A 17407-nucleotide genomic window follows, 5' to 3' on the forward strand; every position below is an offset into this window, starting at 1 on the left:
ATGTCTCCCGGATTGGCCTCTGCCCTTGATGGCCAGAGCGTCTTGTATCCCAGTATTTCATTGGGTATCTATTGTTGCGAATAAATCGCAATAAATCCCGTTCTTCGATCCGTTGCGGATGCCAGGGCATGGAAGGTTTCCCGCTGCGTTTCGAAAAGTGTCAACGGTGAAGCCCGAGCCTGCCGCGATGCGGTCCTTCATGGCGCATCGGGCGATGCTGACCGATTATGCGGCGAAAGTCGTGGGGGATCGGGTGCAGGCCGAGGATATCGTGCAGGAGGCCTGGCTGTCGTTGACCGCGCGGCCAGCGGGCGCCGATGTGCGCAATCCTCTGGGGTATCTGCACAGGATGGTCCGCAATCTTGCCATCGATGCGTTGCGTCGGAAAGCGCGGGAAAGCCGGTTTAGCGGCGGCGACATGGATGTGGCCGAGCGCATGGTGGCAGATGGGCAGGCATCGCCCGAAGCTGCGCTGTCTGCCCGCCGGGATCTGGCTTGCGTGCTCGATGTTCTGCAGGGCCTGCCCGAGCGGCAGCGGATCGCCATCGAGATGTATCGCTTCGGTGGCCACAAGCTGCGCGAGATCGCCGATCATCTCGGCGTGTCGGTTGCATTGGTCCATCTGCTCGTCTCGGAAGGGCTTGCAATATGCGCCGATCGCTGCGGCCTCAGTAGGCCGAACTCAGGATGAAAATTCATCATCTGAAAAAGCGCCCGGCCCAAACGTCTGACTGGCGTGAGGATTCCACCGCTTTCCTTTCTGCAGAGCCCAAGCGGGCGGCCACGGCTGCGGATCGTCGCGCGGCAGGAGCCGCCCGTGGACGATAAGCTGCGCAACGCCCACCGTCAGGCATCGGACTGGCTGATTCTGCTCCGCGAGGAGCCGGATAATCTGGCGGCGCAGGCGCGTCTGGAAGCCTGGCTGGACTCAGACGCGAACCATGCGCGGGCCTGGGCATCCGTGTTGGACATTTTCGAAGCCATCGGAGAAACGGCGCCGCAACTGGAAAAGCATTGGCTCAACGCCACCACCCAAAAGACCGGCGGAGGCCTAGCCGCGCCCGCCCGGCGGCGGCGCTGGCTGCGCTCGCCCGCTGCAGGCCTGCGCCGCCCGCTCTTCACGGGCGCCATTGCGGCCGCGCTCGTCCTCTGGCTTGCCCCGTCCGCGCTTTTGCGCCTGCAATCCGACCACATCACCGGCACCGGCGAAGTCAGTGCCGTGCAATTGGCGGACGGCAGCGCGGTGCAGCTTGGCCCGGCCAGCGCCATCGCCGTGGAATATGCTGTTGGCGAGCGCACCGTTCGCCTGCTCTCGGGCCAGGCTTGGTTTGATGTGAAGCACAACCCGGCTGCCCCGTTCCGTGTCGTCGCCGGAGACGTGCGCACAACCGTGCTGGGCACAAGCTTCGATGTGCGGCGCATCGCAGGATCGACGGATGTTTCGGTTCGGCACGGGCGAGTACGGGTGATGGATCGTGGCGTCGCGCCTGCAAGCGTGCGGGAACTTGCCGCCGGCCAATGGGTACGGATCAGCCCCGAACATGAGATCGAGGCCGGCGTCGACAACGCAGACCTGCTTGGCGCCTGGCGCGACGGCAGCCTGGTCGTCCGGAATCGCACCATCGCTGACGTGATCGAAGAACTGCGCCCCTGGTATGGTGGCCGGATCATCCTGCTGTCGCGGAGCCTCGGCCGCCAGCGGGTAGACGGGGTCTATGATGCGCATGACCCGGCTGCTGCCCTCAGCACCCTGGTGGGAACCGCCGGCGGTACGGTGCGCCGGATAATGCCGTGGTTAATCGTAATTTATTGATCTTTTTCAATGGCTTCCTTCGGGTCGCAGTGGAAATTCGCCCAGCCGAAAAATTTCTTTGAAAAACGTGATCCGGCGTTCGTCTCACTCAGAGCAGCTATTGAATGCAATCAATTCTCAATAGCGATTAACATGCCTGAAGGAGATCTGATCAATGCGCGGCGGAAACACATACGGGATGAAGGCCGGTATCGTGGGGCGTTCGGCGGCCATCGCAAGCGTGCTGCTGGCGACGTCGGCTCTCGTCATGACCTGTGCAGCAACGCCCGCCCTCGCGCAGTCCGCCGGAACACATGCCTTCGATATTCCGGCGCAGCCGCTTCAGGATGCCATCGTACTGTTCAACAAGCAGTCCGGCATCCAGATCACCGCCGAAGGCGGGCTGATCGCGGGCCGCAGCTCCGCCGCCGTGAAGGGCGACCAGCCGGCCGCGCGCGCTCTCAGCACCTTGCTTGCGGGCAGCGGCCTTACCTATCGCTGGGTCGACAGTCGCAGCGTCGCGCTGGAGCCCGCGCCACAGGCGGCGAACGATGTCGTCCTGCTTGGTTCCCTCCGCGTCGAAGGGGCCGCAGGGGCGAACGGCGGCGGCGCCTTCGCCGGCAATGCCAGCGAGGCGCCCTTCTTCACCCCCGGTGCCACGAACTACATCTCCGGCAAGCAGATCGAGCGTTTCCGGGGCTCCAGCCCGGCCGACATCCTGCGCGGAACGCCGGGGGTAATGTCTGGCGAAGCGCGCAACTCAGGCGCACTGGACGTCAACATCCGCGGCATGCAGGGCATGGGCCGCGTCGCCGTCTCGGTGGACGGGGCGGAAAACGCCATGTCGATCTACCAGGGCTATCAGGGCATGTCGAACCGCACTTTCGTCGACCCGGATCTTATCGCCGGCATCGACATCACCAAGGGTTCCGACATGGCCTCGCGCGGGATCGCCGGAACGGTGAGCATGCGCACGCTGGGCGCAGACGACATCGTCGAGCCCGGCGAGACCTGGGGGCTGCGCGTGAAGGCTGGCTTCGGCACCAACACCTCGAAGCCGGTGGCCGACGCCCGCGGCGGCTATGCCTGGCCAAATTCGCCCTACGCGCCCGGCGTTGCGACGCCCTCGCCTGACGGAATGGATCGGCCGGGGCTGTTCACGCCGACGAGCGGCTCTGGCAGCATCGTCGTGGCTGCCAAGCAGGACGGTTATGACGTCCTCGCCGGCTATGCCTATCGCAAGCAAGGCAATTATCATGCCGGCAACAAGGGCCCGGCTGCCAGCCCCATCAATACCGGGCCGCGCGAAATCTGCTCCACGCCAACTTACTGTCAGACATGGTCCAATTATGTCGAGAACCAAGGTCTCACCAACTATCGCGCCGGCGAAGAGGTTCTGAACACCGAGCTGGAAACGCACTCCTGGCTGCTGAAAACCGTGTTTAGCCTCGGCGAGGGCCACAGCCTGCAATTCGGCTACACCGGCTATCGCGGCAAAGCTGGCGACAGGCTCGCCTCCGGCCTGACGAACGCCCGCGCCCAACCCATCCAGCAGACGCGCCCCGCCGACACCAAGCTGGACACGGGCACCATTCGTTATGCCTGGAACCCGGACGATGACGACCTCGTCGACCTGAAGGCCAATCTGTGGGCGGCCGACCTGCGTCTGCGCAATCTCCCGCGCAACGCCTATGGGGTTAGGCCCGAAAACATCGGCCTGAAAAAGGGTTATCTCACCGGCTCCGACACGGTGATGTGGGGGGTGGATGTCTCCAACACATCAGCGTTTGCGCTGAAAGATGCGGGCGCGCTGAGCGCAAGCTACGGCCTGTCGTGGATGACGGAAGACACCCGCCCCAGCGCTTATACGGATGTGATCGAGGGGTGGCTGAACGTGCGGGATGCCCGGCGCGAGGAGATCGCCGCCTTCGCCAAACTGTCCTATACGCCGCTGGAGTGGCTGGCGGTGAACGGTGGCCTGCGCTATGCCCATTACTGGTCCGAAGACCGGCGTACCGACGCCAATTCCAAGGAGCAGCTCAGCAAAAAGCCATTCCAGAACGAAGGCGGCTTCAGCCCGTCGATCGGTCTCACCATCGATCCGGCCGAAGGCGTCCAGCTCTATGGGAACTACAGCAGCACGCTGCGCTTCCCTGCTCTCGTCGAAACCTCCTCCACCTTCACAATGATACCCAATCCCGACATCAAGCCCGAACGGTCGCGGAACTTGGAAGCCGGCGCCAACCTGCGCAAGTCCGGCCTGTTTGCCGAGGGCGACAGTGCCATGCTGAAGCTGGGTTACTTCAACTGGAACGTGAAGAACTACATCTCGCGGGAGTATCGCGCCTTTGTGGAGAGGCCGGATTTCACATGGACGGGCATGCAGATCTTCAACATCGACCGCGCCCGCTTCACCGGCCTTGAGCTGTCGGGCCGCTATGAAAACAAGGGTTTCACCGCCGAACTGGGCGGCAACTATTATCTCGATATGGAGTTCTGCCGCGAAGCCGGCGTGTGTGCCAGCAAGACCCTCTATTCCGACTACGCCACCAACCATGTGCCGCCGGAATACATGATCGACCTTACGCTCACGCAGAAGCTGCTCGCGGACAAGCTGGATATCGGCGGCCGCATCATCCACAACGGGCCGCGCGCCATCGGCCACGGCCAGGTGACCGCCGAGGGGATGAGCCAGTTCATCTCGCTGGTGAAGTGGAAGCCGTATACGCTGGTGGACGTGTTCGCCGAGTATAAGCTGAACAGCAATCTGACCGCCGCCCTGCGTGCGGAAAACCTGTTCGATCAATATTATGTCGATCCGCTTGGCCTTGTGAACCAGCCCGGCCCCGGCCGCACCATCTACATGAGCCTGACGGGGCAGTTCGGCGGCAAGCCCTCGTCTTCGCAGGCCACGCCGTTGCGCGAAAGCGCATGGCGCGGCGGGGATATGGACTGGACGGGCCTTTACGGCGGCTTCCACGGCGGCCTGTCGTGGGCCAGCATGCGCGGCACCACCACCCTGCTGGACGGCAAGCCAGACCCTGTTGCCGCCAGTGAATCGGCCAACGCGAACCTCGGCCCGGCGCCGTTGTTCGGCGGCCAGCTTGGCTTCAACTACCAGTTCGACAATCGCATCGTCATCGGCGTCGAGGGCGACTACAGCAAGTCGTGGCTGAAGGCGACGCAGGATACGCTGACGCGGGCGGAACTGGTTCAGCCGCAGAACGAAGGCGTAGGGTTTGCACATGCCAGCACCCATTATGAAGTCGATAGCATCTCCACCCTGCGCGGCCGTGTCGGCTACAGTCTCACCAACGGCATGCTTGCCTATGGCAGTGTCGGCGTCGCCTTCCTGAAAGAGCGTCAGGCGCGGGATCAGAGGCGCTACGTCAACGATTATTACGACGGTGAGAGCACCGAGCTGATGTTCGTCGAGAAGGCGACGATGAATCGCACCGGCGTCGCCTTTGCCCTGGGTATGGAGCATGCCATCAACGATCGCTGGTCGGTAAAGACGGAATACAGCTATGGCCGGTTCGGCAAGCGCGACTTCACCTTCGCGGACGCCCGGGCTGGCAGCGGCACCAGCTATACCGTCGTTACCCAGGAAGGCACCCGCATCGATCCGCCCGTCTTCGCACCAGACGATCCAATCTGTGAATTGCCGGGCATGGGTGTGTTCTGCAGCGAACGCGAAGTGCCCAACATGGTCTCTACCAACCACACCGGCAGCTCGGAGATCGTGAACGGTCGCCACGCGCGGAACAGCGCCGACACGCACGGCCTTCGTATCGGTTTCAACTACCGCTTCTGACATGGAATCCGCGATGCACACTGTCGAACGGCCGTCGCCTTCGCCAGTGTGCAGCGCATCGGCGGGGGAGCCTGAACAAATGGCCCTGTACGATCCATCGGGGGTGGAGCTTGCCGATCCGGCGCCTGACACCTGCCCGTCGCCCGTGGCGCCCGCTTTCATGTCGTCGGGCGATGGCCATGTTCGCTATAGCGAACAGCCGCTGGACTGGGGCACCCGGCTGAAAGGGATGGGTGGCACCGGTGTGCTGGTGCTGCTGGTTGTCGGTGCCACGGTCTTCACATGGGGCATGGTCTATCCGGTCGCGGTAACGCCCGCGCCGCTGGTGGTAGAGCTTCTGTCGTTTTCCACGCCAGAGGAGGTGCGCGACGTGCCCGAAGGGCCGCAGCAGGTGGAGCAAAAGGAACAGAAGCCAGAAAAGGAATGGCCCGAGCCTCCACCCCCGATCCAGGCGCCCTCCCCTCTCAGCCAGCCGATGGAGGCACCGGCAGAACAGGTGGTCGAGGCGCCGCCCATCCCCGAGACGACGGCGCCAAAATCGATCCCGGCGCCGCCCGCCACCAAGCCATCGAGCAATGTGGAGGCAAGCTGGGAGGCCCTGCTGCTGGCGCATCTGGAGAAATATCGCCGCTATCCAGCCGCTGCCCGCGCGCGGCGGGAGCAAGGGGTAGCCTATGTGCAATTCCGGATGAACCGGGCGGGCACTATCCTGTCAGCCCGGATACAACGCTCCTCCGGCTCCGCGGTTCTGGATAGCGCGGCGCTGGAAACGCTGCGCCGCGCCCAGCCGCTGCCCCCGATTCCGCAGGAACGGCCCGACGAACTGGAACTGTCAGTGCCGGTCGAGTTCTTCGTCCGGCGCTGAGAGGGCCGCCAAGGGCCAAAAAAAGCACGCCTGCCATGCAGGCGCCCGCGCCGCACCACCGAGCAGTTTGCGTCACCAGTGGAGTATCGCTCAGTACGATCCTAGCCGCTGATTCTTATCCACGACCTTGGCTGCCTTGGGGCACCAACGTTGTCTACGGCGGCAATATGTGGCTCTATCTCAAAGTCCTTCCTTTGACCTGCGAAACGCTGGCGGAGCGCCGAGCAGAATCGCTGGAATTTGGCCACAGCGCGCGTTGGAAGGCGCCGAGGCTGCCGGCAGTTCAATCCCAGCGGCTGTGGGGACAAACGATGGCACGATATTTCCATCACAGGGAAATATCGGGTATATACCAACATGTTGGGATGAATTGTTGGTGCGGTCGAGAGGACTCGAACCTCCACGGCCTTTCGGCCACAGCGACCTCAACGCTGCGCGTCTACCAGTTCCGCCACGACCGCACGCCGATGTCTCAGGAGCGGGGCTCCCGACTGGTGAGCGCGCGCCCTAGCAGCACCTGCGCTGCTGTTCAAGCGGGTATCAGGCAGCTTTCCTGACAAAAACCGTGCCGGCGGAATATCCGGCGCCGAACGAGCAGATGAGGCCGGTGTCGCCTTTGGCCAGATCGTCGGAGTTGAGGTGGAAGGCGATGATCGAGCCCGCCGACGAGGTGTTGGCATAAGTGTCGAGCACGGTCGGGCTTTCGTCGGCGCTTGCTTCGTGGCCCAGCACCTTGCCGGCGATCAGGCGGTTCATGCCGGCATTGGCCTGGTGCAGCCAGAGTCGGCGCAAGCCCGAGGCCTCGAGACCGAGATCCATCATGTGGCCGTTGATCATCTCGGCGACCATCGGCACCACTTCCTTGAAAACCTTGCGCCCTTCCTGCTTGAACAGCTTGTCGGGCTGACCGACGCCTTCGGGGGCGGCCCGGTTCAGGAAGCCGAAGTTGTTGCGGATATTGTTGGAAAATTCGGTCTTCAGGCGGGTACCCAGGATCTCCCAGTGCAGGGCGGGAGCGATGGCCTTGTCTTCTACGAGGATGGCGGTGGCAACGTCGCCGAAGATGAAATGGCTGTCGCGGTCGCGCCAGTTGAGGTGGCCGGAGCAGATTTCCGGGTTCACGACCAGGACGCTGCGGGCGTGGCCAGCGCGGATGAAATCGGCGGCTGTCTGGATGCCGAAGGTGGCGGACGAACAGGCGACGTTCATGTCGAAGGCGAAGCCCTCGATGCCGAGCGCTGCCTGCACTTCGATGGCGATGGCCGGATAGGCGCGCTGCAGGTTGGAGCAGGCACAGAGCACGGCGTCCACATCCCTCGCATCGCGGCCGGCGCGTGTGAGGGCCTCGCGGGCGGCCTTTACGGCGATTTCGGCCAGCACCGAGATTTCCTCGTTCGGACGCTCGGCGAGGCGCGGGGCCATGACTTCGGGATCGAGGATGGGCGCCTTGGAAAGGACGTAGCGGGCCTTGATGCCGCTCGCTTTCTCGATGAACTCGACGGAGGAGGCGGCGAGCGGCTCGGCTTCGCCCGCCTCTATGGCGGCAGCGTTGGCGGCATTTTCCTGCGCGACCCAGGTGTTGAAGCTTTCGACCAACTCGGCGTTGGAAATGCTGTCGGCCGGGGTGAAAAGGCCGGTGGCGGAAATCACGGGCGTTGGATTCTGGACTGTGGGGCTCAATTGGCTCTCCGGTGCTCGTTTAGACCGCGACGGGCGCAGCAATCGCGGGGTGGGGATCATAGCCGGTCAGCGTCACGTCCTCCAGCCGGTAGCTGAAGAGGTCTGGCGCCTTGGCAAGATCGAGTTTGGGGAATGGGCGCGGTTCGCGCGACAGCAGGGTTTCGACCAGGTGGGCGTGATTCAGGTACAGGTGGACGTCTGCGCCCATCCAGATGATTTCGCCGGGCACCATGCCGGTTTGCTGCGCCAGCATGCGCAGCAAAAGTGCGGCTTCGAAGATGTTGAACGGGAAGCCCAGGCCAAGGTCGCAGCTGCGCTGATAGAGGATTCCGGAGAGCTTTGCTGGTCCGTTGCCCCGCGGTTCGACGAAATATTGGTAGGTCATATGGCAGGGCGGGAGCGCCATGCCGCTGAGTTCGGCGACGTTCCAGCCGGTGAAGATGTGGCGGCGGCTGGCGGGGTTTTCGCGCAGCCCCTTCAGAAGTTCGGCGATCTGGTCGTGCTCGCGGCCGTCGGGGCCCAGCCAGCGGCGCCATTGCTTGCCGTAGACGGGGCCGAGTTCGCCCCATTTGGCGGCGAATGTATCGTCGGCGAGGATGCGGGCCTCGAATTCGTCACGGCTGAGCTGTTCGCCGGTCGCCTTTGCATATTTTTCGAGCGGCCAGTCGGTCCAGATATGGACGCCCTGGGCGACGAGGGGGCGAATCGAGGTTTCACCGTTCAGGAACCAGATCAGTTCCTTCACCGCGGATTTCCAGAACACGCGCTTGGTGGTGAGGAGGGGGACGCTTCCGTCGGAGAGATCGAAGCGGAGAGTGGCGCCGAAGAGGGCGCGGGTGCCGACGCCAGTTCGGTCACGGCGTTCGCTGCCGGTTTCCCAGACCCGGCGCATGAGATCGAGGACGGCGGTTTCCGGAAGTGGAGAAGGCATGCGCGACTGCTAGCCAAACGGAGGGGTGCGTCAAGCGGGCGCGGTGCTTTCCAAGCCTTTCATTGGCGTGCTAGGCAATTCGTGGGTCGAGCTATCGTGTTGCGTTTGGAGGCGGATGACTCCTGCCGATCTGGTGCCATTGCTTGCCGTGCTTGCCGTGCTTACCCGCGAACTGCTGTGGGTGAGCGGCATCGGCATCGCCCTTTCCAGCCTGGACGATATTGCCGTCGATACGATCTGGCTGGCGCGGGTGGCTTTCCGCAGGGCGCCGGCGTTGCCGCCGGAGCCGGAGAGGCCGGGGCGGTTTGCAGTCATCATTCCCGCATGGGACGAATCCGCGGTAATCGGGGCGATGGTGCAACGGCTGCTGGCGACCATGCAGCATCCGCATTTCCTGCTGTTCGTGGGCGCATATCCCAATGATCTGGCGACACAGGAAGCCGTGCGTTCGGTGGCGGATGCGCGGGTGCGGCTGGTGGTGACGAGCCGGCCCGGGCCGACCACGAAGGCCGATTGCCTGAACCATCTGTGGAGGGCGGTGCTGGCGGAAGAGGCCGGGGGAGGACGTTTCAAGGCGATCGTGCTGCACGACGCCGAGGATGTTGTGCATCCGCAATCGCTGTCGGTTTACGACCGCCATATGCCGGGGCTGGCGATGGTGCAGCTGCCGGTGGTGCCGTTGATCGACCGCCGCGCGAGATGGGTTTCCGGCCATTATGCCGATGAATTTGCGCAGGCGCACGCAAAGGATATGCTGGTGCGGGCGGTGCTGCGGGCGCCGGTGCCCTCTGCTGGTGTCGGAACGGCGATCGACCGGGAGGTGCTTGCGTGCCTGGCGGGGGCGGACAATGCGCCGTTCGATGCAGGAAGCCTGACCGAGGATTATGAGATCGGCCACAAGATCCACGCCATGGGTCTGACAGGGCGGATGGCGCGTGTGCGCATGGCGGACGGGTTGGTGGCGACGCGGGCCTATTTCCCATCCACGATCGAAGCGGCGGTGCAGCAGAAGTCGCGCTGGCTGACGGGAATTGCGCTTTCCGGATGGGACCGTTTGGGATGGGGCGGCGGGCCTGCCGTGCGCTGGATGTTGCTGCGCGACCGCAAGGGGCTGTTTACCGCAGCGATTGCGGTGATGGGATATGGTGCGGCCTTGCTGCTGGCGGCCCAGCTGATGCTGCGGAGCCAACTGGGCGAGAGACTGGGACATCCGCTGCCGCCTTTGCTGGGGGGCGCCTCGGAGCTGTTGCCCTGGTTCCTGCTGTTCAATGCAGCGCTGCTGGCGTGGCGGCTGATACTGCGCTTCTGGTTCACCTCGCGCCTCTATGGGCCGGTGGAAGGGCTGTTTGCCGTGCCTCGCGCCATTGTTGCCAATGCCATCAACTTCCTGGCGGCCGTGCGAGCGGCCGAGCGTTACCGGGCCATGCTGGGCACCGGCGGAACTGAGTGGGGGAAGACGCAGCATCGCTTTCCGACGGATGGAGAACTTGCGCGTAATGGGTGATGTGGGGGGTGTGCGTTCGGGGCGGGCGCTCAGGGTTTATCAGATATTGCTGGTGCTGGCGGCAGGCTGGGCCGTGGGGCGGCTTCCGGGCTGGATGGCGGAAACCGAGGCGGAGAAGGCTCGGCTGCAATCGGCGATCGGGTTGGAAGGCGTTCCGGAGAGCGGCGCGCGGGCATCTGTGCCGAGCGACGACAATGTGCGGCTGGCGGCGGAAGTGGCGGCGCGGGTGGCGGCGGGGGTCGCGGAAGAGACGGTGGCGCGGTTGATCGCGGCTGGCTGGGGACCGCGTGGCGCGGAGCCGGCGACGATCCGCATCGAGCAGGTGCCGGGGCGGCCGCAGGAGAGCGTGGTGCGGGTGGTGACCGAACAGGCGCCGCCGCCGATGCTGGCGCTGGACTATCGGCTGCCGGCGGGGAGCGGAGCGGAGCAGGTGGTTTCGAAGCCGGCGGCGGATGCAGCGCCCGCAGTTCCGAATGCGGCGCATGCGACCGCAACGGCCGGCTATGCGGCGATCAGGGCTGGAGATCTGCGCGAGGGCGTGCGGTTACTGAAATCGGCGCAGGCGATGGCGCCGGGCGCACCTGAAGCAGCGGCGTGGGAGGCGGATGTGAAGCAGCTGACGCGGCGCTGGTCGCTGGCGGCCTATACGCTTTCGCGGGGTGGAGGGACAGGCGATCCGCTGGCCGCGTCTCCCATCCTGGGCGGCGGGCAGAGCGGGGCGGCGATCGCCTATCTGGTGAACCCGCTGGGGAAGGCGCGGGTATCGGTGGTGGGGCGGGTGACGGCTGCTGCCCGACCGGATGGCGGGATCGACAGTGAGACGACGGAGGCGGCGCTGGGCCTCAGGCTGCAGCCGTTCCGTTCGCTGCCCGTGGCCGTCGATGTGGAGCGGCGCTTTGCGTTGGGGGTCTATTCGCGCAATGCCTGGGCGGCGCGGGTTTCCGGCGGCACACAGGGCAGGGCGAAGGCGTTCGGCGTGCCGCTGAAACTGGAGGGCTATGGCGAGGCGGGCGTGGTGGAGGGCTTTACCAGCCAGCCGGACGTCTATGGCGGAGCGCAGGCGCGGGGGGCGGCGCCGCTGTTCCGCATGGGGAGGGTGGATATCGACGGCGGGGCGGGTGTGTGGGGTGGCGTGCAGCGGAGCTATGGGGTGACGGCTTCGCGGCTGGATCTGGGGCCCTCTGCACGGTTTCAGATCAGCCCCTGGCCGTTTACGGCGCAAGTTGATTACCGTTGGCGCGCCGCCGGGAATGCGCTGCCCGGATCCGGCCCGGTGATTACGGTTGCGGGGGAATTTTAGGCGCCGCCTCTCCGAGCGAGAATTTGCCGAGGTGGCGGCCGCGGGCGTCGGCATAATGGGTGCGGATGACGGCGAGGTCTGCCGCATAGTCGCCGCTGGGCCATATCTCGCCGCTGATGCGGACGGTGCGGGTGCCATAGTCCATCACCGCAAATATGATCGGGACGTTGGCCAGCCGGGCAATGTGGTAAAAGCCGGATTTCCATTCGCCGACAGAACCGCGCGTGCCCTCGGGCGCAATGGCGATGAGCAGCTGTTCGCTGGTTTCGAAGGCCTCCACGGTGGCGCGGACGAGATCCTTGCCGCCGGAGCGGTCGATCGGGATCAGGCCGCCGGCCTTTGCCAGCCAGCCAAGTGGGCCGCGTCCAAGGCTGGCCTTGCCCATCCAGTGCAGGCGGATGCGATAGATGCCGGCAGCGGCGATCATCCAGATGCCATCCCAGTTCGATGTGTGTGGGGCGGCAAGAACCACGGCCTTTGGGTGGGGCGGGAAATCGCCGGCGACTTTCCAGCGGCCCAGGAAGAAGACGAGCCTCGATGCAGAGCGGTAGATTTCGACGCCGAAGCCACGTGGCGGGCCGATGCGCGCGATCGTGAGATCGTAGCGGATGTGGGTGCCGGGGGGCGGGTTCACGCTTGTTGGTCTTGCCCGTTGCTGGCCGCTTCGGAGCGGTTGTCGTTGGCCGTGCGGCGGCGTTCCGAGAGGAGGGCGAGGACTTCGCGGGTGAAAAGCTCGGCCATCAGCTGGTTCAGGAGGCCGATGCCGCGTTCCGCCATGTCGGCCGCCTCCAGCTCTCCCACATGCGGGGCAACGCGGGCGAAGAACTCGCGGACTTCGATTTCGGCGAGGCTGTGCATGATGTCGGCGAGGCGGCCATAGCCTTCGCCGCCATAGCCGCGTTCGCGCGTGAAGCCGATGTGGCCCCCATCGATCAGCAGGCGAAGGATGCGCTGGTCGCGGGGCGAAATGGTGCCGTCTGTGGCAGGGGCGATCAGGCCGGCGGCGATGGTATCCGCGAGGTGATCGGGTTCGCCGCCATTGTCGACGACGAACTGCGCGGCGTCGACGCGCTCGCCCTCTGCATCCAGGCGATCGCGCAGCAGATGATCGATTTCCGGCAGCATCTGCGGTTCGAGCCAGCCGGCCTGCTGACCGCTGAACAGGGCGCGGATGACGGAGAGCGGCAGGAAGCGCTCGTCCTTCAGGCGGCGGATGGTGAGAAGGCGGGCGAGATGTTCTTCGGTGTAGGTGGCGCTGTTGCGGTGGGTGCGCTCCGGCTCGGGGAGGAGGCCTTCGCGGATGTAGAAGCGGATCGTTTCCCGCGAGACACCGGCCGCCTTTTCAAGATCGCGCATTCGCATGGTCTTTGGCCTTACAGCCCGGCGAGCGTCTGGGCGACCGCTTTCTTCCAGTCCTCGCGGCGCTCCATGCGGTCTTCCCCGCTGTTGGCCGGCTCGAAGATGCGGTCTGCATGCACCATTGCTGAGGCGGCGGCGGCAAGGTCGGGGAAGATGCCGGCGCCGACGCCTGCCAGCATGGCGGCGCCCAGGCCGGTGGTTTCAATGCTGCGCGGGCGTTCGACCGGGAGGCCGGTGGCGTCGGCGATATCCTGGCAGAGCCAGTTGTTGGCGACCATGCCGCCGTCGACCTTGAGCGCGGAAGGTTGGACGTCGTCGGCGTGGAAGGCGTCGATCAGGTCTGCCGTCTGTTGCCCCATGGCCTCCAACGTGGCGCGGACGATGTGGGCGCGGGTGGTGCCGCCCGTCAGACCTGTAAGGGTGCCGCGCGCATGCGGCTGCCAGTGGGGGGCGCCGAGCCCGGCGAAGGCGGGGACGAAGCTGACGCCGCCGTTGTCGGGAACGGATGTGGCGAGCGCCTCTGATTCGGCGGCGGTGTCGAGAATGCCAAGGCCGTCGCGCAGCCATTTGACGGCGTTGCCACCAACGAAGATCGAGCCTTCGAGCGCGTAGGACAGCGGCTGCGAGGCAAGGTAGGTGGCGAGCAGCCGGTTGTGGCTGATGGGCGGCGTGCTGCCGGCGTTGGCGAGCATGAAGATGCCGGTGCCATAGGTGCATTTGGCGAGGCCCGGCGACAGGCAGGCCTGGCCGATGGTGGCGGCCTGCTGGTCTCCCGCCATGCCGGAGATGAAGAGCGGCTTGCCGAAGGCGCGGGTTTCGCCGAGCAGGCCTGCCGTGGGCGAGATTGCGGGCAGCGCGGCGGCGGGGACGCCGAACAGGTCGAGAAGCTCTGGCGACCAGCTGGCGGTGGCGAGATCCATCAGCTGGGTGCGCGACGCATTGGTGGCGTCTGTGAGGTGCAGGGCGCCGGCGGTCAGATTGTAGAGCAGCCAGGATTCGACGGTGCCGATGGCGAGATCGCCGCTGTCTGCGGCGGCGCGGACCTCGGGGACGTTGGCGAGTGTCCAGCCGATCTTGCCGGCGGAGAAATAGGGATCGAGAAGCAGGCCGGTTTTCTGCTGCACATGTGCTTCGTGGCCGGCCTCCTTCAGCTGTTCGCAGGTTTCTGCCGTGCGGCGATCCTGCCAGACGATTGCGGGGGCGAGCGGCTGGCCGCTGCGGCGGCTCCAGAAGCAGATGGTTTCGCGCTGGTTGGTGAGGCCGATTGCAGCGACGCGATCGCCCACGCGGGACATGACTTCGTCTGCGGCGCGTTTGGTCAGTTGCCAGATTTCGGCGGCGTCGTGCTGCACCCAGCCCGGCTGCGGGAAGTGCTGGGTGATTTCATGCTGCGCAACATCGACGATCTCGCCCGAAAGCGAGAAGGCGAGCGCGCGGGTGGAGGTGGTGCCGGAATCGATGGCCAGGATAAGGTCGCCCATGCTGACAGTGCTGGCGGGTTGTGCCGGTCTTCGCAAGCGTCGAAATTGGCGGCTGAGAGTGGCAAAAGCCGGATTGGGGAGAGTGGGATGCGCTTTGAGGGACGGGTAGTGCTGGTGACGGGGGCGGCTTCGGGCATCGGCCGGGCGGCAGTGCTGCAGTTCACGCGCGAGGGGGCGACGGTGCTGGCGGCCGACCGATCGGACGCGGTGCAGGCAGTGGTGGAGACGGCCGGCGGCAAGACCGTGGGGCTGGTGGGCGATGCAGCGGACGAGGCGTTTGTCGGCTTGGCCGTGGACCGCGCCGTGCGCGATTTCGGGCGGCTGGATGCGGTGTTTGCCAATGCGGGAGTTTCCGGCGGGATGACCATGCTGGCGGACTTGCAGGTGTCCGAGTGGGAGGCGGTGCTGCGGGTGAACCTGATCGGTGTGTTTCTGGCGATCCGGGAAGCGGCGCGGGTGATGGTGCCCGTGGGGCGGGGCGCGATTGTCTCTACGGCGAGCGTTGCCGGCATCCGTTCGGGGGCTGGCGGGATACCCTATTCGGCTTCGAAGGCCGGCGTGATCAACCTGACGCAGACCGCGGCGAACCAGCTGGGGGGAACCGGGGTGCGGGTTAACTGCATATGCCCGGGTCTGACCGAGACCGGAATGACAGCGCCGATGTTCGAGGGCGCGCGGGCGCGGGGCAAGGAGGACCGGTTGGGGCAGCTGAATGCCCTCAGGCGCTACGCCAGTCCGGAGGAGCAGGCGGCAGTTGCGGTGTTCCTGGCGTCGGACGAGGCGAGCTATGTGAACGGGCAGGCAATTGCCGTGGATGGCGGGCTGTCCTCCAGCCATCCGACGGTGCCGGGAAAATTTGTTTAAGTGTGCAGGCTTGGCCCTTGTTGCGGCCAATGACCTGTGAGAAGTATTAGGGGCTGACGCCCAGATCCGTTGGAGGGAGAGGAGGCGCCGGCACGGGCGCCTCTGGCGTGACAGGTACGCCGGACGCGCCCGCTTTGGGAGGAGCGTTTATGTCTTATCTGAACGAAGATCGGACTTCGCGTCGGTTGCAGGCTGTCGTCGGGGTTGGGGCGCTGCATGCGGCGCTGGGGTCAGCCCTGTTGTTCGGGCTGGCGGTGGCGGTGGGGCCGGAACGGCCGCTGGAGCCGATTGTTGTGACGCTGGACAAGCCGAAGCCGCCTGTCGTGCAGCAGGAAGAGCTGCCGATGAAGATCGACGATATCCCGGTGACGGTGGTCAAGCCGGTCCTCCAGATCGATATTCTGCCCGCGAAATCGGACGAGGTTCTGCAGGCGAAGCCTGCGCCCGAAGACGGGATCGCGGCAGGGATCGGTGAAACGGCGGTGGTGCCGATTGTGCCGCCCGAACCTGTGCGGGTGGCGCCCCGGGCGCTCGGCGGGACGGTCGGGCTGTCGACGGACGATTATCCGGATGCCTCGCGCCGGGCCGGGGAGGAAGGGCAGACCATGCTGTCTTTCACGGTCGGCACGGATGGCCGGGTGAAGGACTGCACGATTGCGCGCACGTCCGGCTTTGAGCGGCTGGATGCGCGGGCCTGCCAGGTGGCGGAGCGGCGGTGGCGCTTTGCGCCGGCGACGGTCGATGGGCGCGCGGTGGAGACCGAGATGAGCCGCAAGGTGACGTGGCAGCTGAAGACGATGAAATAGGGGAGAGGGGCGGCCGCGCCGGTCGCGGCCGCCCCCGCTTCTCAATCCCAGCGGGCTTCCGGCGGCAGGCTCATCAGGATGGCATCAATGTTGCCGGAGGTCTTGAGGCCGAAGGCCGTGCCGCGATCGTAAACCAGATTATATTCGGCATAGAGGCCGCGGTAGCGGAGCAGGGCGAGGCGTTCCTCCTCGTTCCAGGCTTCTGCCATGCGCCGCCGCGCTATGACCGGGAAGGTGGCGAGGAAGGTTTCGCCGACGTCCCTTGTGTAGGCGAAATTCCTCTCGAAATCGTCTTCGCTTTCGACGTTGAGCCAATCGTAGAAAATGCCGCCGACGCCGCGGTTCCGGTTGCGGTGGGGGATGTGGAAATATTCGTCGCACCAGGCGCTGTGCCTGGGCCAGTGGGCCGGATCGTGGCGATTGCCGGCGGCTTCGAACGCGCCCTTGAAAAAGGCAGTATCCTCGTCTCGCGGCAGGGCGGGGTTCAGGTCCGACCCGCCGCCGAACCAGCGCTTTGAGGTGACGAGGAAGCGGGTGTTCATGTGGACGGCGGGCACATGCGGGTTGGCCATATGGGCAACCAGGCTGATGCCCGTGGCGAAAAAGCGGGGGTCTTCGGCAGCACCGGGGATGGATTTGGCGAACTCCGGGTTGAACTGGCCGTGCACCGTCGAGATGTTGACCCCGACCTTTTCGAAGATGCGGCCCTTCATCACGCCCATGGTTCCGCCGCCCCCATGGGCGCCGGTGTGATCCAGCCGATCCCAGGGGGTGTACACAAAGCGGCCCGGTGCCGCCGGCGCGTTGGGGAGGGCGGGGAGGGTTGCGCCTTCATCCTCGATCTTTTCGAACTCGGCGGTGATCCTGTCGCGCAGCGTGCGGAACCAGCTTTCCGCGGCGAGTTGCTGGTGGTCAAAATCGGTCATCCTTGCCTCGTGCCATCTGCAAGGGCGGTGGACAATGATTTGAATCAATATGGCCTTGCAAGTGCCGATAGTTTGCGTGCAGATT

General features: G+C 65.3%; 14 protein-coding genes and 1 tRNA gene. 8 read left to right on the top strand and 7 right to left on the bottom strand.

What is annotated here, in order from left to right:
* Window positions 1–157: 157 nt before the first annotated feature.
* The 4 genes from IM784_RS00770 (at window position 158) to IM784_RS00785 (ending at window position 6471) form a co-directional block, all read left to right on the top strand.
* Complete coding sequence (locus IM784_RS00770; RefSeq protein WP_199553398.1) at window positions 158–691, top strand: sigma-70 family RNA polymerase sigma factor; 534 nt, start codon at window positions 158–160, stop codon at window positions 689–691.
* Window positions 692–817: 126 nt separating this feature from the next.
* Window positions 818–1813: a FecR family protein gene (locus IM784_RS00775; RefSeq protein WP_199553399.1), complete on the top strand. Its 996-nt coding sequence runs from the start codon at window positions 818–820 to the stop codon at window positions 1811–1813.
* 154 nt (window positions 1814–1967) lie between these two features.
* A complete protein-coding gene (locus IM784_RS00780) occupies window positions 1968–5606 on the top strand; it encodes a TonB-dependent receptor domain-containing protein (RefSeq protein ID WP_199553400.1) in 3639 nt (1212 codons plus the stop codon).
* Window positions 5607–5685: 79 nt separating this feature from the next.
* Window positions 5686–6471, top strand: coding sequence for an energy transducer TonB family protein (locus IM784_RS00785; RefSeq protein ID WP_235976451.1), 786 nt, complete (start codon window positions 5686–5688; stop codon window positions 6469–6471).
* A 374-nt stretch (window positions 6472–6845) separates the two neighbouring features.
* Here IM784_RS00785 and IM784_RS00790 read toward each other — a convergent pair.
* From IM784_RS00790 to thyA, 3 genes are all read right to left on the bottom strand, one after another.
* A tRNA-Leu gene (locus IM784_RS00790) sits at window positions 6846–6932 on the bottom strand.
* 79 nt (window positions 6933–7011) lie between these two features.
* Window positions 7012–8151: a beta-ketoacyl-ACP synthase III gene (locus IM784_RS00795; RefSeq protein WP_235976452.1), complete on the bottom strand. Its 1140-nt coding sequence runs from the start codon at window positions 8149–8151 to the stop codon at window positions 7012–7014.
* Between the two features lie 19 nt (window positions 8152–8170).
* On the bottom strand, window positions 8171–9082 hold the full coding sequence (gene thyA / locus IM784_RS00800) for a thymidylate synthase (RefSeq protein ID WP_235976453.1): 912 nt from the start codon (window positions 9080–9082) through the stop codon (window positions 8171–8173).
* 115 nt (window positions 9083–9197) lie between these two features.
* Between thyA and IM784_RS00805 the strand changes: the two genes are divergently transcribed.
* A complete protein-coding gene (locus tag IM784_RS00805; protein WP_199553402.1) occupies window positions 9198–10586 on the top strand; it encodes a glycosyl transferase family protein in 1389 nt (462 codons plus the stop codon).
* On the top strand, window positions 10579–11886 hold the full coding sequence (locus IM784_RS00810) for a hypothetical protein (protein WP_199553403.1): 1308 nt from the start codon (window positions 10579–10581) through the stop codon (window positions 11884–11886). The genes IM784_RS00805 and IM784_RS00810 overlap by 8 nt, the downstream gene beginning before the upstream one ends.
* Here the strand turns inward: IM784_RS00810 and IM784_RS00815 are convergent.
* Genes IM784_RS00815 through glpK form a run of 3 tightly spaced genes read right to left on the bottom strand, consistent with a single transcriptional unit; the run spans window position 11864 to window position 14726 of the window.
* Complete coding sequence (locus IM784_RS00815; protein WP_199553404.1) at window positions 11864–12520, bottom strand: 1-acyl-sn-glycerol-3-phosphate acyltransferase; 657 nt, start codon at window positions 12518–12520, stop codon at window positions 11864–11866. The two genes, IM784_RS00810 and IM784_RS00815, sit on opposite strands and share 23 nt — an antisense overlap.
* Window positions 12517–13242 carry a MerR family transcriptional regulator gene (locus IM784_RS00820; protein ID WP_199553405.1) on the bottom strand — a complete coding sequence of 242 codons (726 nt, stop codon included), beginning with the start codon at window positions 13240–13242 and terminating at the stop codon, window positions 12517–12519. Before IM784_RS00820 ends, IM784_RS00815 begins: the two co-directional genes overlap by 4 nt.
* Before the next feature lie 17 nt (window positions 13243–13259).
* Window positions 13260–14726, bottom strand: coding sequence for a glycerol kinase GlpK (gene glpK / locus IM784_RS00825; RefSeq protein WP_199553406.1), 1467 nt, complete (start codon window positions 14724–14726; stop codon window positions 13260–13262).
* Window positions 14727–14813: 87 nt separating this feature from the next.
* Between glpK and IM784_RS00830 the strand changes: the two genes are divergently transcribed.
* Both IM784_RS00830 and IM784_RS00835 read left to right on the top strand, forming a co-directional pair.
* Window positions 14814–15590 carry an SDR family NAD(P)-dependent oxidoreductase gene (locus IM784_RS00830; protein WP_199553407.1) on the top strand — a complete coding sequence of 259 codons (777 nt, stop codon included), beginning with the start codon at window positions 14814–14816 and terminating at the stop codon, window positions 15588–15590.
* 149 nt (window positions 15591–15739) lie between these two features.
* The gene (locus tag IM784_RS00835) at window positions 15740–16396 is read left to right on the top strand and encodes an energy transducer TonB (protein WP_199553408.1); all 657 of its coding nucleotides are present in this window, start codon (window positions 15740–15742) and stop codon (window positions 16394–16396) included.
* A 41-nt stretch (window positions 16397–16437) separates the two neighbouring features.
* On the opposite strand, the gene hemF is transcribed toward IM784_RS00835, so the two are convergent.
* Window positions 16438–17322 (bottom strand): oxygen-dependent coproporphyrinogen oxidase, encoded by an 885-nt coding sequence (gene hemF, locus IM784_RS00840; RefSeq protein ID WP_199553409.1) that lies wholly within the window; start codon window positions 17320–17322, stop codon window positions 16438–16440.
* Window positions 17323–17407 lie beyond the last annotated feature (85 nt).

The organism is Sandaracinobacteroides hominis (assembly GCF_016464365.1).
Classification (GTDB): Bacteria; Pseudomonadota; Alphaproteobacteria; order Sphingomonadales; family Sphingomonadaceae; genus Sandaracinobacteroides; species Sandaracinobacteroides hominis.